Here is a 16,258-nt window from a genome sequence, read left to right as displayed (position 1 = left end):
TAAATTTACACGGTTTGGCGGAATTGAAATGCACAGTTTGATTTTTTATTACTTATTTAGCATCACCGGATATGAATATTTTTAAATTTATTATAAAACTAGTGATTTTAATCATTCTGATCGCTTTGCGTTATGGCTTAGGATCTGATATTTTACAATCTTTTGTCGATAATTCTAATTTATTATATCCGCTTTTTAGCTTTTTGATATTTTGGACATCCATCAACCTGGGAATCAGGTTAAGCCAATTTATTTATCGCAAACGCAAGAAATTTGGGCATAAATATTCGGATAATGTCATTATTGGGCTTCAAAATATCTATTATATCTTATCTGGCATAGGGGTAGTGGTTATGATACTTGGTTTCTTTGGTTTGAAACCAGAAGAGTTGCTCACCTCATTAAGTATAGTTGCTGCTGCTATTGCAATTATATCCAAAGAATTGGTAACGGATATTATTTGTGGGTTCAATATAAGTTTTTCGCGAGATCTCGCAATTGGCGATTATGTGAGAATTGGAGATCAAAAAGGTAAAGTCATCGATATTAATATTCACAAAATTGTATTACAAAATGATGATGACGACATTATTTACATTTCAAATACGAAGGCTTATTTTAGTGATCTTGTGAATTTTACACAGAAGGAAATCAGAAAGTACAATCTGGAATTTATTTTGTCCCACAAAATCAAAATCAGTAAATTGGAATTAGAAAAGCAGATTGTTTCTGTATTGGAAAGGTTTATACCAAATTATGAAAAATATTCTGCAAATTTTAAAATTGCTGGCATTGGAAAAGATGATATAAAATATAAATTGCAGTTTGCATTAATCAAAGTGGATCCAATTATTGAACAGGAGATTAAGGCTACGATTCTGAATGAAGTTCACAAGTTGATTCAAAATGGAGAATTTATTAACTCTTCAGAATAAATTTAACTGTGTTTCGTAACAAGATAAACACCAGTAAGCGTTACAATTGCACCAATCAGAATCCAAAAGTTAATTATTTCCCCAAGTAACAAAGAGCCTAATAAAATAGCGATTATAGGATTAATATACGTATGGATGCTAACCAGTGTTACAGGTAAATGATTCAGGCTGTAAATGAAACAGGAATAAGCAACCAATGAACCTAATACAATAGCATAAGCCCAAATCAAAATATGATAGGTTTCAATTTGGAAAGTCCAAGGCTTTTCGGTCAATAATGAAATGATTAATACTGGGATTCCACCAAATAACATTTGAAATCCAGCTGACAAAAATGGATTGTAATGGTGCTTTTTTATTTTACTGTAAACAGATCCAAATGCCCATGTTATAATTGAAAGCATGGTAAATCCTATTCCAATTATAGAAGCTTTCCCGGGATGCATTCCGATTTTTTGCAAACATATTATCAGGATTCCAAAGCAGCCTAAACCCAATCCCAGCCATGTCCATTTTGAAATATGATGTTCTTTTTGAAGTATGGATAATAAAAAGGCGATGAGAATGGGTGAAAAAGTAGCAAGAATTGCAGAAATGCCACTGTCAATATATTGCAAGCCATAAATACCCAGTCCATTTCCACCGCTGATTAATAATAATCCTAAAACCAATTGAAGCTTAATAAATGATCGATCAGGCCAAGCTAATTTTTTAATGAAAAACAAATACATTAATAACAAAATGGCAGCTGTCAATTGCCTTATGGAAGTAAAAAAAAGTGGCGGCATACTGCTCACGCCAAGTTTGTTGATGAGGTAGGTGGTTCCCCAAATGATACAAACTGCGATTAATGCTGCAATTGCTCGTCTATTTTCATATTGTTTGAACATTTATTGATCTGCTATTTCAAGAATCAGTTGATCCAAATAATCTCCAACAGGAATTTGACAGGCTAAACGACTGTTATGTTGGCTGTTTACTAAACTATCGAGCAATAATACTTCTGCATCTTTCATTGCAGGCAAATTATTTTCTGAATGCACATAGATATGACAAGATGCACATAAAGCCATGCCTCCACAGGTGCCAAGAATGGGGAGTTCAGATGCTTTTAACAATTCCATTAGGCTATAGGAAGCTTCATTTGGGATCTGAATAGCATGATCTATTTGATTTTTATCGCGAATATATACGGTGAGCCATTCCATGGTGTTCAATTTATATATCAATAATGGAATGTATCATAAATTGTTTATCCCAGTTACTGTAGTGTATTTAAAACTTGGTTTCTTTCCTTCGTTAATAATTTTATAAGCAGACTGCATCATTAATGTTGCCTCATGAAAGCCACAAAGGATTAGTTTTAATTTTCCTGGATAATTATTGATATCTCCAATTGCATAAATTCCTGGAATGTTAGTACTATAATCAAATGTGTTTACATCGATTGCACTTTTTGAAATTTGAAGTCCCCAATCTGCAATAGGTCCGAGTTTCGGACTCAAGCCGAAAAGTGGAATTAAGTAATCTGTTTCAATTTCCAATTGCCCTTGTTCAGTTGTAACCACGATTCCTTCTAAATTTTGATTTCCTTTCAGGCTTTTAAGTTCGGCATTTACTATTAGTTTAATTTTATTTGTGTCACTAAGTCTTTTTAATTTTTCAACTGATTCTGGTGCTGCGCGGAATTCAGATCTTCTATGGATTAAATGGATCGATGCAGCAATGTCAGCTAAATAAATACACCAATCTAAAGCGGAATCCCCTCCACCAGCAATCACCAGGTGTTTGCCTCGATATTTTTCCGGATCTTTTATTATATAATCAACCCCGTGATCTTCAAATTTATCTAAATGCTCTATTTCAGGCTTCCTGGGTTCAAAACAACCCAGGCCACCGGCAATTGCAATCACCTTGGCTTTGATTCGCGTTCCAAGATGGCTTACAATTTCAAAACCTTCCTGTCCATGATTAATTAAAGTTTCGGCTCGTTCACCAAAGGTAAATCCAGGTTTAAAGGGTTCAATTTGTTTTAATAAATTAGTGACTAAATCACTTGCCAGGATTTCCGGATAGCCAGGTATATCATAAATAGGCTTTTTGGGGTAGATTTCTGAGAGTTGTCCACCTGCAATTGGCAAATAGTCAATCAGATGGCATCTCATTTTTAATAAACCGGCTTCAAAAACAGCAAACAACCCACAAGGACCAGCTCCAATTATTATTATATCAGTATTAATATCCATTTTGAACCGCAAAGCTAAAGAAAAACAACCCTTTACCCAATTACATCGTAGAGACTATTCGGATGCGTTCGTTTAATTTAGTTAAATTTTTTCTAATCTTTGTTAAACGAATTCATATAATAAAAGTCTTAATTCATATCACTCCAATTAAAAACACATAAAATTAATTTCTTATGGATCGAAGGACCACTTTTAAAAAATTTCTGGGGGTAGAAGCTGCTGCTACAGTGGGCAATCGCCGTCAGGAAGATGCTTTGCCTCTGGGTGGCGGGTTGACTCCCTATTCCGGGACTTGGAATTATGCAAATGCAGCTCATTTACTCAGGAGAGCCATGTTTGGACCTACACACCAACAAATTTTAGATGCGGTGCGGGATGGCATGGATAAGACACTGGATAAATTATTTACTCCAGTCCAACTACCATTGGACCCGGTCATATATTCGGATAACCCTGTAGATCCTAATGTAACAAAAGGACAGTCTTGGGTAAAAACTCCGCTAAATCCAAGTATTCAGGGCAATGTGGCTTTTAAGGAAAATTCACTATTTGCCTGGATGATGGAGCAGATTTACAAAGAAGGAGTTTCTATCACTGAAAAAATGACCTTATTCTGGCACAATCATTTTGTAGTGTCTGAGATTTATGATCCACGAATGAGTTTTGACTACATACAATTATTAAGGGAAAATTGTCTGAAAAACTTTAAAGAACTGACTAAGCAAATTACAATTGATAAAGCTATGTTGATTTACTTAAATGGAAATCAAAATACCAATGTGGCGCCAAATGAAAACTTTGCACGGGAATTAATGGAATTGTTTACACTTGGAAAAGGCGATTTGGCTGGACCTGGTGACTATACTACCTTTACTGAGCAGGATGTATTGGCAGTTGCTAAAGCTTTAACCGGTTGGACGGTTCCTGTTGACCGAAGAAATACAACCTACATTCCATTGGCTGCATTTGTTCCTGGCTTACATGATACCTCAACTAAATTACTATCACATCGTTTTGGCAATAAGTCTATCGTAAATGCTGGAGCTGATGAATATAAAAACGTGGTTGATTTAATTTTTGAAAAACGTGAAGCAGCAACTTTTATCTGTCGTAAGTTGTATCGCTATTTTATTTATTACAAAGTAAGCAGTGCCATAGAATCAGATATCGTGGATGGTTTGGCAGATACTTTGGTTGCAAATAATTTTAATATTGCACCGGTAGTCAGAGAATTGCTTTCCAGTTCGCACTTTTATACAGATGAATCTTTAGGTGCTTTGATACGACCTCCGTATGAATTTATCTTCAATACTCTAAAAGCAATGAAGTTTAATTCGTCCCAGGTTAGCTCAATTGAAGATACTTACAATTTATATCTGCATTTATACCGAAGCACCAATGGACTTCAACAAGTTTATTTCGATGTTCCAAGTGTTGCCGGATGGACTCCTTACTATCAGGAGCCAAGTTTCCATGAAATTTGGGTAAATTCTGTAACCCTGCCTTTGCGTACTGCATTAACAACAGGACTTGCAGCTAAAACCATTAAAGTTCGGAACATTGCTCAAAAATTATTTGGATTGGAATTGACAGATTATGTAAGTGATTTTTCAGCTCCTGGAGATGCAACACGATTAATAAATGACATTGTCGCCCATTTATTACCCAAGCCAATTTACCAAAATCAGCTGGATTATTTAAAGTCTAAACTACTGGGTAATTTGACAGAAGCTCAATGGAAAACAAATTGGGATGCTTTTGTTGCCGAACCAAAAGATACTCAAAAGAAAGCTGCGGTAGAGAATAGACTTAAATTGCTAATCTCCAATTTATTAACGATGCCTGAATATTATTTAAGCTAATTAAAATTCAAAAAAATGAAAAGAAGAAAATTTTTGCAAGTTAGTTCCCTGGCATCTGTGCCGATGTTAATCAATGGGATCCCTGTAAGTGCGGTGGCTAGAAATTCATTTTTGGATTTTGTTAGTCCTGAAAATGATAAAGTATTGGTGTTGATTCAATTGACAGGTGGTAATGATGGTTTAAACATGGTGCTTCCATTAGACCAATATTCGAATCTTGATAAGGTTCGTAGTAAAATAATGATTAAAGAAAGTTTGGCGATTAAACTTCGTACGGATCTTGGTCTGCATCCTTCGATGACTGGTTTAAAATCTTTATTTGATGCCAGTAAACTAAAATTGATTCAGTCTGTAGGATATCCTAATCAAAACCGTTCGCATTTTAGATCAACTGATATTTGGACTTCGGGTTCTAGTGCTGAACGGGTTGAAACAACTGGTTGGTTAGGCAGGTATTATATGGAAAATCACCTCAGCTACCCATCGGGGTATCCAAATACGGACAATCCTGACCCTTTGGCAATAACTGTTGGATCGCTTGTGAGCCAGACATGTCAGGGTTCGGTCGCAAATTTTAGCTTAGCGATTAATGATCCTGCGACACTAGCTCCTCTAAACGAGCCAGCTTTTCCTACAACTATCCCAACAACGAATTATGGGAATGAACTGAAATATTTAATTGACACATTAAAGCAAACCAACGATTATACCGATGTAATTAAAGATGCATATGACGCGGCAGGTGGAACTATTGCTACAACAGGCAACAGATTGCTGGATCAATTGAATATTGTGGCTCAATTAATTAAAGGGGGCATGAAAACAAAAGTGTATGTGGTAAGTATTGGCACTTTTGATACCCACGCAAATCAATGTGATCCGGATGATCATGAAATAGGAACCCATGCAGATTTATTAAAGCAATTATCTGATGCAATTGCAGGATTTCAAGCAGCAATTGACCAATCAGGGAATAGTAAACGCGTATTAGGGATGACTTTTTCAGAATTTGGAAGAAGAATTAAAGCCAATGATTCAACCGGAACAGATCATGGTTCAGCAGCGCCTATGTTTTTATTCGGCAGTTGTGTAAATCCTGGGATACTTGGAAATAATCCAACGATCAATGCAAACGTTACCAATGATGAAGGAGTTGCAATGCAGTATGATTTCAGATCGATCTATGCTTCCGTATTGATTGATTGGTTTCAGGTTGCTCCATCAGTTGTGAGTCAGTTACTATTCCAGGAATTCCAAAAATTGCCTGTAATTGAAGGCTGCTCCCCAACTTCTGTTCAGGATTATGATCGCGATTTTTCATTAAATTTTGAAGCGTATCCAAATCCTGCACAAGAATCATCTAAAATTAGTTTTGAATGTAAAGATGAGTTTATCAGAATCACTGTATTTAACTCTATAGGTTCTGAAATCCAAGTCTTACATTCTGGCAGAATGAGTAGTGGAAAACATGAACTTGATCTAAATCTAAAAGATTTGGCAAGCGGAAATTATTATGTGCGTATAGCTTCTGAAAGTGCTCAAAAAACAAAAGCATTAATTAAGCTATAAGTAATTGAAATTATTTTTTTAGCCCACATGATGAATAAACATGTGGGCTTTTTTATTGCTTCAAATAGTGAATTTGCATTTAAGCATTTCCAGTAGTAATATTGCATTTAAATAATAAATATGGAAAGTCAAAAGCCAGTATTATTAATTTTAGCAGCTGGAATGGGAAGTCGTTATGGTGGCTTAAAGCAAATGGATGGATTTGGTCCGTCTGGGGAAACAATTATTGATTATTCAATTTATGATGCACTGAAAGTCGGATTTGAAAAAATAGTTTTTGTGATTCGCAATAGTTTTGCAGCGGAGTTTAAGGATCGGGTCAATGCCCATTGGGCTGGTAAAGTCGAACTTGAATTTGTAAATCAGGAATTGGATCGATTGCCTGAATCATTTGTTTGTCCTCCTGATCGCGTAAAACCTTGGGGAACCGGCCATGCAGTTTGGGTTTCCAAAGATGCAATTCATGGACCATTCGGGGTAATTAATGCAGATGATTTTTATGGCAGAAATGCCATGCAAGTACTGTTTGATTTTCTTTCAAGTGGTTCGAAAAACTATGCAGTTGTTGCGTATCCATTAATAAATACCCTGTCAGATTATGGAGCTGTAAACCGGGGAATTTGTAAAATAAGTCCGGGGAATAAATTGATTAGTATTCTGGAGTGTAAGAATATTAATAAGCAACCTGAAATTTATTTTGAGCATAATGATCACAAACATTTTTTAAATCCAGACACTCCGGTTTCGATGAATATGTGGGGTTTTCAATCTAATTATTTTGTATGGGCAAATACATTTTTTAATAATTTTCTTAAAAAGAATCTGACTAATTCCGGAGCAGAATTTTACATACCGGAATTAATCCAGGATTTAATAGATACTCACAAAACAGAGGTGGATGTATTGCATTCCAGTTCAAGTTGGATTGGTGTTACATATAAAGAAGATAAACCAATGGTGGAGAAAGCATTTAATGATATGATTCAGGCAGGAATCTATCCTGAAAAATTGTAATTTAACATGGAAGTCGGAAAGCAAATAATCATATTGGGATTGATACTAGTGATTATTGGAATTTCCTTTACTTATTTTAGACAATTCATTTCTTGGTTTGGAAATTTACCCGGGGATATTAAATGGGTGGGATCTAACTATAGAATTTATTTTCCGATAATTAGCTTACTGCTTATAAGCTTGCTCTTAAATGCAATCTATTATTTGATACGTTATTTAAAACAATAACTACCAGGCAATATTATCGTCGTTTTGATTTTTCGAACCTTCAGGATTTTGTTGCTCCCATTCTTCATCTCTTTTAGCAAATGCATCGTAATCAAAATCTGGCAAATAATTGGTTTTGATTTCATTAATCACCTCCTGAAGATTTTCTACAAAACGATTAAAGTCTTCCTTATAGACAAAAATTTTATGGCGTTCATAGCCTTCGCCAGTAAATTTCCGGGTGCTTTCCGTTATGGATATAAAAAAATCATCGGATTTTGTTTTTCTAATATCAAAAAAATAGGTCCTGCGCTTACCGGCCCTTAGTTTTTTTGAAAAAATATTCTCGATATGCTTTTCATTTTCCACGGGACAAGAATTTTAATGCTATGTAAATATATGTTATTTTTCCTGAATATTGTTTTCGGCTTTTATTTCAATCTCATAAAGTTGTGAAAAAAGGCCTTTTTCTTTAACTAATGTTTCAAAATTTCCACTTTGAACCAATTTTCCATCCTCTAAAACCAGGATTTTATCCATATGGGCGGTTTGTTTTAATCTTTGTGTAATCAATATCAATGTCTTCCCGGAAAGATAGGTGTCAAAACTTTCCATAATCCGCTGTTCTGTTTGGGAGTCTACGGCTGACAAGCAGTCGTCTAATACAATGATAGGTGAATCTTTGATAAACGCCCTTGCCAGACTAATTCGCTGTTTTTGTCCTCCTGAAACATTGACTCCTCGTTCTCCTAAAATACTGGTATAGCCTTCTGGAAATTCTTCAATTTCTGTTGCCACCGAAGCATAAGTGGCAGCTTTCTTGACAAGTTGGGGCTCTGGAGATTCAATTCCAAAAGCAATATTGTCTTCTATGCTTTCAGAAAATAAAAACACATCCTGAGGTACATAGGCAATTTGCTTTCGCAGCAATTCGACTTGAATGTTTTTTAAATTTTGGCCGCCTAATTTGATCGTACCTGAACTGGGATCGTACAAACGCAGGAGTAATTCTGCTAGGGTCGTTTTTCCTGACGCCGTCTTTCCAACGATAGCAACTCGAGATCCTTTCGGAATGCTTACTGAGAAATTTGTCAAAGCTTTGATTTTCGATCCTGGATATTGAAAGTTAATGTTTTCAAATTCAATATCATATGAAGAGCCCGGCAATTTTTGAGGTCCATTTGATTCGATTTCCGATTTTGCTTGTAAGAAATCATTGATTCGCTTTTGAGAAGCTTCAGCTTGCTGTATGATAGAAACACACCAACCAAGGGCTGAAACAGGCCATGTCAGCATATTGACATAGATAACAAACTCTGCGATGTTTCCCGGAGTAACTGTGCCGTTATAAACGTTTAGACCACCTACAAATATGGTAATTAATGTACTTAATCCAATCAATAAAAGCATCGAAGGAAAAAAGAGGGCATCGATTCGAGATAGTCCAAGATATAAATCTTTGTATTGTTTTGCATTTTCTCCTAAATCTCGCTTCCAATTGGCTTCCATCCCATAGGATTTAATTATCCGGATGCCGCTAAAAGATTCCTGGCTTACTGTTGTCAATCGAGCTAATTGCTGTTGTATTTTTTCGCTTTTTTTATTGATTTTGTTGCTTACCCAATAAATAATAAACGAAAGAAATGGCAGAGGCAATAAAGTATATAATGAAAGCATGAAATTAACCTTGAACATGGTAATGATGACAATCAATACCAAACTGATCAGGTTAATTCCATAAAGCAACGCTGGGCCCAGGTACATTCGTACTTTATTCACATCCTCTGTTATCCTGGACATCAGATCACCGGTTTTGTTCTGTTGATAAAATGCAGTATCCAATTTTAAATAATGTTGAAATATGTCTTTTCTTAAATCGTATTCAATTAATCGAGACATTACAATAATTGTTTGCCGCATCATATACATAAATAGTCCCATTAATAAAGCAAAACCAAATATGTAAAATCCAAATTTCATCAATTCAGAATAAAGCTGCTCTTTTTGCATTTGACCCTTATCGCTTTGAATAAAATCTAATATCCGGTTAAGCGCTTCCCGTATGGCTTGGGGTTGTAAGACTCTGAAAATGTTTGAAAGTATTACAAAAAGTATCCCTAATAAAAGCTTTTTCTTGTATTTATTAAAATAGCGATTTAATGTAAATAGATGTTTCAATAATTAAGGTTTTCATGGCAAAGCTAAGCCTCTTTGTAGGAATTCCATCCTTAAATTTTAACTATCTTGTGCCCAAAATTAGAGATGGGACGCAGAATAACATTAGACGAGTTTATTGTTGAAAATCAATTTCAACAAGATCAGGCATCTGGCGAGTTTTCAGGTTTACTTAGGCATATTGGAATTGCAGCTAAAATTGTAAATCGAATTGTAAATAAAGCCGGATTAATGGATATTCTTGGTGTTGAGGGCAATGTGAACAGTTCCGGAGATACGGTTCAGAAACTGGATATATACGCAAATGATTTAATGATAGAATACCTGAAAAATTCAGGGCTTTGTGCCGGTGTCGCTTCTGAAGAATTGGATTCTTTTGTCTCTTTTAGCGGTATAGCAAACAAAAACAATAAGTATGTGGTTGTAATAGACCCCCTCGATGGCTCATCTAATATAGATGTTAATATCAGCGTAGGAACAATTTTTGGAATATACCAAAGAATTAGTCATGAAAATGAAGAATTGCAGTTAAGTGATTTTTTGCAAAAAGGTGTAAATCAAGTTGCTGCTGGTTATGTTTTGTATGGAACGTCAACCATGCTGGTTTATACCACCGGGCATGGTGTTAATGGATTTACTTATGATCGCGGTATCGGTGAATTTTGTTTAAGTCATCCGATTATGAAAATTCCTGCCGAAGGAAATAACTATTCCATAAATCAAGGGTATTATAAACAATTTAGTACAGGGATTCAACGCTATTTGGATGATTGTGCTGACAAGAGTATGATCCAGCGTTACATTGGTTCTATGGTGGCAGATGTCCATAGAACGATTTGCTTAGGTGGTGTTTTTCTATATCCTAATACAATCAAAAATCCTGACGGTAAACTTCGAATGCTGTATGAATGCAACCCATTGAGTTTTGTAATCGAACAAGCAGGGGGAACAAGTATTAATGAAAATGGATCCCGCATAATGGAAATAGATATTGTTGATTTGCATCAAAGGTCTTCAATCATCATAGGTTCTCATCAAAATGTTGATTCTGTAAGAAAATATTTATAAAACCTTTCGTTGAATATTATGAAGTAATCCCTTAAAGTGTACTTGCATATTGGCATGCAATAAAAATCCTTTAAACAATATTGGTATTGGTTCAATGGATGATTTTGGATTTGAAATTCATTTATTTTAATTCTTTCTTACCTGCCTTTACATTGAATCAGTATTTTCTTCAGTTTGGTTCTAAATAGGCAATAAGATTTTTATTTATTTCATTGCTTGTTGAAGGCAAATTACCAAGAATTTCCTGATTGGATGCTTGTGGATGTAATTTCACATAAGCAGAAATTAATTTTGCCATTTTGTGTCCTATGTATGGATGTTTTTGCATTTCTGAATAACGCATTTCTGATAAATTTAGTTTTATAATATTTTTGTTTAAAATTATATAATCTTTTATAACCAAGTATAATGAATCAGTTATCCCATAGACTTCTTTTAACTGTTCCGTTTTATGGAATCCCCCGAGTAAATCCCGGTATTTAATAATTCGAGCTGATAGTCCTTCACCGATTCCCGGAAGGGGTAGAAGGTCAGAAGCGTTGCATGCATTTATTTCAATTCTATTCAGTGATGCCGGTAAGTTGGATTTGTTCTTCTTTGTCTGGATTGTTGGTTCGTTCTTTATTTGTATATATGGAAGTAGCATTTTGTATTTATCCATTGAAAGTCCATATATTTTGCCGAATTGCTCAGGATTTTTGAAGCGAGCGCCTGTATTTAAATAGTTTTGGATTCTTTTATAAACCAATGGCGATAGCCCTAAATCATTTGCGGTTTTTTCATCGAGCTCGTTTGGATCAAATGCATAAAGCTTTACTGTGGATTTGTCATTGGATTTATTGTTTTTAGGTGTCTCTAAGTTGGCATCTATTTCATATGTTTTTTCAAAATTGGAATCTGATATAATTGTTGCATTGTTTATAGGTCTAATTAAATTTGAATTTATAGATTCAGGTTGTGAAAATTTATAGGGTAAAATAATAAATCCCACAAATAGTATTAATAAGAAATATAAGCCAAGTCGCTCATTTTTGCTTAAAGTAAGCTTATCAAAGCTTGATTTTGTCATTTTTAAAGTTTAATAATTATTGGATTATTTTTGCTCATATTGAAGTACTCTGATATTTTGTAATTTTCTTCTAGTATGCATTTAGAATCAAATTCTGTAAGAATTTTTAAATGAAGAAGCATATTATTTTCTTTTTGATTTAAATAGTACAGATTTTTTGAGCATTTTAATGGTTGGATACTTACATCATTCTGAATTTTATTTGTAAGGCTTATTAGTTCGCTTAGAGATATCGAATCCCTGTGATTGACTTTATTTAAAGATCTATACTTTGTGAGTATACTGGAGTTTGGTGAACTACCAATTGAATGATGCCCTTCACGCAATTCCATTTGGAATGCATTGTTGTATTTATAAATTACTAATTCACGACTTTTTGAAATGGTGTATTCAGTGTAGTAAGCTGACAGACAGACCAAAATAGCAATTACCAGACTTTTTATTAGTATCACGGAATTTTGAGTATGAAAATAGAATTTTAAAAATACTAATGAACTCAGCATAAAAATTACCTGGGCTTCGTTTATCCAAATATTGTCGAGTATAGAATAAGGTGCTTTTTGAATGCATTTCAAACAGGCAACACCAAATTGAATGAATTCTTCTGAAATGACACCTAGAAAACTTGCTATCTTTTGTGAAAATGCATATAGAAATACTTGGATTGATCCAAGTATCATTAGTAGAAAGGAGAGTGGAATCCAGATTAAATTAGAAAGCAGAAAGTATATAGGAAATTGTTGAAAGTAGTAAATGCTTATCGGAGAAACCAGTATTTGTACAGAGCATGAAACAGAAAATAAATCACGAATTGGAATCAGTAATTTTTTCTGGGGTAGCCAAATCCTGCTAAAGTAAGGATTAAACCAAATGATACTTAATACTGCTGAAAAAGAAAGTTGAAAACCTATATCGGAAAGAATGCAAGGGTTGTATGCTGCCATAAAAAAACCACAAGCAAATAGGGTATTTACCGAATCATTTTTTCGTTTGAGGCAATTGGCAAATTGAATAAAGCTAAACATTATTGCTGCTCTTAAAATGGAAGATCCCAATCCGGTAATCAAAGCAAAGACCCATATTCCGATAAGAATCAAGATCGATTCCAGTAGTTTTGAATTCTTGATTTTTAGTTTGCGTATTGGTTTGCATGCCAGGCTTAGTAAATAGTAGACAAGCCCTAGATGTAAACCAGATACTGCTAATATGTGAGCAGTACCGGTTGAAAGAAATGCCTGTTTAATATCTTTATTTAATTCGGTTTTGTCACCTAGTATTAACGAAACTAATAAGTTGGCATTTTCAGAATTGCTGCTTGTTGAAAGTAGAATGTTTTTAATTTGGGTAGCCAGGTATTGAGTCATTTGATAAAGCGAATAATTCGATGCGCTTTGCACATGATCTATCTTTGTCATAAAACCCTCATAAAATATGTGTTTATTTAGTAAATAATCAGGGTAAGTATTAAAAGTTCTTGAGCCGGAGCCATGGATTTTATTGAGGCATATAGTTCCTGATAATATATCGCCATATTGTAAGGGATAATTAATCGTACTATCCTGGATGGTAATTTTACACTGAACGTCATGGTTGTTAATAGTTGCAATAGCAATACAGCTGTGTCTATTGTTTTTAAAATTATCACTGATAATTTTGAAGTCGATCTTTAAATAGTTGAGGAAATTGGATGAATGTCCTGGATCATGTACCTGATAGAGGTGAACATATTCATTTATACAAAATAGAAAGATTGCAATTATGAATAGGGCTATCGATTTCTTCTTTTTGCGAATGGCAATTAGAAGCAATGCTGCGAAAAGGCTAGAAACAAGGATATTTGCCTGTGTATTTGAAGAATACAAGGAGTAATAAATGTCAGTGGCTGCTATGCTAAGACATAGTCCCAAAAACAAATAAATAAAAGGCCGGGCAAGGGTATACGCCAGCATAGTGTTTTAAGGTGCAAGGCAAATCTATAAAAAAATCTAAAATATTTTAGTAGGATCCCCAAAATCTTCTTAAGAACCATTCAAGTAACAGACAAAATCCTATGATAAAGAAAAGCCATTTTTGGTCAATTAAGGGATTGATCTCAAGATTTTGTACCAATATTGATTTGGATTTTTCATCTCCAAGCAATTCATTTTGTAAAGAATTCAATTCTGATGGCAAATAGGGCTTTCCTCCGGATTTGGATGCCAGAGATCGTAATAAATTAAAATCGGCTACCCGGTTAGCAGTTTCTATATTTTGCTCCTGAATGGAAAATTTACCGTTATCTGTTAATTGTTTGCGATTCCATTCCGTATGTGCTTGATAATTGTATTCACCGGCAGCCAAGGATCCGATGTCTAATGAATAGTAATTTTCAACTCGGGAAAAATTGTAATTAAATTTAAGGCCATTGCTATTTACTATCGTTAAATCAACATCTGGTTGGTTGATTCTTTCGTTGTTATCGTTATACAACTCTCCAAAGAATGTAATATTTTCACCTTCATTAAAAATCCTTTTCGATTGGTTAATGCGGAATTTCCTATGATCTTGCTTTGTAGATGTAAATTGAACCGTTTTCGATATGAGTTCAGTAAAAAAATTGAAATGATTGGTATTTAAATATTCATTTAATTTCCATTTCCAAATACCTTCACCCAATATATAAGTCGATCTGTAAGCGCTTTTATCTGACAATACCACCAAAGGGTAATTAGTTTCAATCGTTCCAATCTTCTGATAAAATAATGTGGATGCGTTTGGATCCAAACTATAATTCCCAAAAGGTGCATTTAATGGGGGTAATTTATTTATATAATCAAGGCTTTGATCACTTAATATAAATTGATTGAAACCAGGTTTGATAATAGGTGTCGCTTCCGAAGTTGTTTTATTTGTTCCGCTAATTGAAACAATATCCTGTGAATTATTGAATTGATTGATGTCGGTTAACGGGCCTAGGATAAATAAAGATGGAATTTGTAATTTTCTGGCAGATTCAATTTGATTTTTTCCAATACCACCGGGTCCTGGTAATTGATGAAATACGATTAAGCTGTAATCATTAAAAACAGGCAAATTGTCAGCTATGTTTTTGATTACTAAATCATAGTTCTTATTCTCTGTAACGGCTTCCTTAATTGCTGATAGATCAGGATGGGGCGCGTAGGTTAATATTAATATTTTCTTTTTTGAATCCAAGACATCGACATAAAATTCACGGGTATTGTTTCGGGTTGATGCTTCTCCTTTAATTGGATCAATAGAAATTTTATATTTGTTTAATCCTGGATTATCTGTTTGTACAATAAATTGCTTTGTATTGAAATATCCTGATTGTGTGATTGTGATCAATTCACTATTTAATAAGTTCCATTTTCCATCCTGGAATTTGCTTAATTTAATTGAGCTTTTTTCATTAGTCAAATTCCAGGCTTGTAAATCTGTTTCTATTGCAAATTTATCACCAGCATAAACAATCTCATTAAAAAACAAATTTCCAATCCATAAGTCTTTTTCAGGTGTAGTGTCTCCTAACAAAATCGGATAAACTGGGAGCTGATTCAATATGCTGTTGTAAATTGGACTTTTTCCTGTATTTTGAATTCCGTCAGAGGCAAGAATAATTCCTCTTACTTTTTGAAGGTCATAGGAATTTGTTACATAGTCTAATACAGAATTTAAATTGGTAAGTTTACCGGTATATTGATCAGATTTTTGTTCACGACAATTCATGTCAAATTCCAAATGAAACACTTCGAATTTATCTTTAAGATTGGTTTCAAATTGATCTCTATCAATTTGAAAATTTTGAACAAAATCACTCCCCTTTGAAATAATGGATTCACTCACATCTTGAGCAATGAGTATAACAGGCTTTTGGATGCTTTTTTTATAGTATTTATATAGTGGATTCAGTAATAACAACAGGATTAAGAAAACTGCAGACATTCGCAAGATACTTAAGGCCATTTTTTGGCTATAGCTTCTGTCAGCTAATTGCGGACTTTTATAATACATTAGCATCCCTGCCAAGAACGCAAGTAAAAGGCACAAACCGATTGACCACACAGGATATTGAAAACTAAATTGACCCATTGCGGATGAATATTATTGCAA

At 34.2% G+C, this 16,258-nt stretch carries 14 protein-coding genes; 6 read left to right on the top strand and 8 right to left on the bottom strand.

Annotation, left to right across the window (positions count from 1 at the left end; all coding sequences use genetic code 11):
* Positions 1–71: 71 nt before the first annotated feature.
* Positions 72–935, top strand: a complete 864-nt coding sequence (locus tag IPJ80_14120) for a mechanosensitive ion channel family protein (GenBank protein MBK7914623.1) — start codon at positions 72–74, stop codon at positions 933–935.
* Positions 936–937: 2 nt separating this feature from the next.
* Here the strand turns inward: IPJ80_14120 and IPJ80_14115 are convergent, their stop codons facing one another.
* From IPJ80_14115 to IPJ80_14105, 3 genes are read right to left on the bottom strand one after another with little or no spacing between them, the layout of a single operon-like run.
* A complete protein-coding gene (locus IPJ80_14115) occupies positions 938–1,825 on the bottom strand; it encodes an EamA family transporter (GenBank protein ID MBK7914622.1) in 888 nt (295 codons plus the stop codon).
* On the bottom strand, positions 1,826–2,143 hold the full coding sequence (locus tag IPJ80_14110; protein MBK7914621.1) for a 2Fe-2S iron-sulfur cluster binding domain-containing protein: 318 nt from the start codon (positions 2,141–2,143) through the stop codon (positions 1,826–1,828).
* Positions 2,144–2,176: 33 nt separating this feature from the next.
* Complete coding sequence (locus tag IPJ80_14105; GenBank protein ID MBK7914620.1) at positions 2,177–3,181, bottom strand: NAD(P)/FAD-dependent oxidoreductase; 1,005 nt, start codon at positions 3,179–3,181, stop codon at positions 2,177–2,179.
* A gap of 173 nt (positions 3,182–3,354) precedes the next feature.
* Here IPJ80_14105 and IPJ80_14100 point away from each other — a divergent pair, with 173 nt between their 5' ends.
* The 4 genes from IPJ80_14100 to IPJ80_14085 all read left to right on the top strand — a co-directional run bounded on the left by IPJ80_14100 (position 3,355) and on the right by IPJ80_14085 (position 7,854).
* Positions 3,355–5,043 (top strand): DUF1800 domain-containing protein, encoded by a 1,689-nt coding sequence (locus IPJ80_14100; GenBank protein ID MBK7914619.1) that lies wholly within the window; start codon positions 3,355–3,357, stop codon positions 5,041–5,043.
* Between the two features lie 15 nt (positions 5,044–5,058).
* Positions 5,059–6,612 (top strand): DUF1501 domain-containing protein, encoded by a 1,554-nt coding sequence (locus tag IPJ80_14095; GenBank protein ID MBK7914618.1) that lies wholly within the window; start codon positions 5,059–5,061, stop codon positions 6,610–6,612.
* A gap of 120 nt (positions 6,613–6,732) precedes the next feature.
* Complete coding sequence (locus tag IPJ80_14090; GenBank protein ID MBK7914617.1) at positions 6,733–7,626, top strand: nucleotidyltransferase; 894 nt, start codon at positions 6,733–6,735, stop codon at positions 7,624–7,626.
* Positions 7,627–7,632: 6 nt separating this feature from the next.
* Positions 7,633–7,854 carry a DUF2905 family protein gene (locus IPJ80_14085; protein ID MBK7914616.1) on the top strand — a complete coding sequence of 74 codons (222 nt, stop codon included), beginning with the start codon at positions 7,633–7,635 and terminating at the stop codon, positions 7,852–7,854.
* Here IPJ80_14085 and IPJ80_14080 read toward each other — a convergent pair whose 3' ends face one another.
* Together IPJ80_14080 and IPJ80_14075 are read right to left on the bottom strand one after the other, a co-directional pair.
* Positions 7,855–8,202, bottom strand: a complete 348-nt coding sequence (locus IPJ80_14080; protein ID MBK7914615.1) for a DUF3276 family protein — start codon at positions 8,200–8,202, stop codon at positions 7,855–7,857. It lies immediately after the preceding gene.
* Between the two features lie 33 nt (positions 8,203–8,235).
* Positions 8,236–10,011, bottom strand: a complete 1,776-nt coding sequence (locus IPJ80_14075) for an ABC transporter ATP-binding protein (protein MBK7914614.1) — start codon at positions 10,009–10,011, stop codon at positions 8,236–8,238.
* An 84-nt stretch (positions 10,012–10,095) separates the two neighbouring features.
* On the opposite strand from IPJ80_14075, the gene fbp reads away from it, so the two are divergent.
* A complete protein-coding gene (gene fbp, locus IPJ80_14070; protein MBK7914613.1) occupies positions 10,096–11,076 on the top strand; it encodes a class 1 fructose-bisphosphatase in 981 nt (326 codons plus the stop codon).
* Positions 11,077–11,245: 169 nt separating this feature from the next.
* Here fbp and IPJ80_14065 read toward each other — a convergent pair whose 3' ends face one another.
* The 3 genes from IPJ80_14065 to IPJ80_14055 are packed head-to-tail and all read right to left on the bottom strand — an operon-like array spanning position 11,246 to position 16,111.
* Positions 11,246–12,145 (bottom strand): helix-hairpin-helix domain-containing protein, encoded by a 900-nt coding sequence (locus IPJ80_14065; protein ID MBK7914612.1) that lies wholly within the window; start codon positions 12,143–12,145, stop codon positions 11,246–11,248.
* Between the two features lie 2 nt (positions 12,146–12,147).
* Complete coding sequence (locus IPJ80_14060) at positions 12,148–14,094, bottom strand: ComEC/Rec2 family competence protein (protein ID MBK7914611.1); 1,947 nt, start codon at positions 14,092–14,094, stop codon at positions 12,148–12,150.
* A 46-nt stretch (positions 14,095–14,140) separates the two neighbouring features.
* Positions 14,141–16,111 (bottom strand): hypothetical protein, encoded by a 1,971-nt coding sequence (locus IPJ80_14055; protein ID MBK7914610.1) that lies wholly within the window; start codon positions 16,109–16,111, stop codon positions 14,141–14,143.
* Positions 16,112–16,258 lie beyond the last annotated feature (147 nt).

This window comes from Saprospiraceae bacterium, assembly GCA_016714025.1.
Lineage (GTDB): Bacteria > Bacteroidota > Bacteroidia > Chitinophagales > Saprospiraceae > Vicinibacter.
Note: the sequence above shows the minus strand (reverse complement) of the source record. Positions and strands in the feature narration are given on the sequence as shown.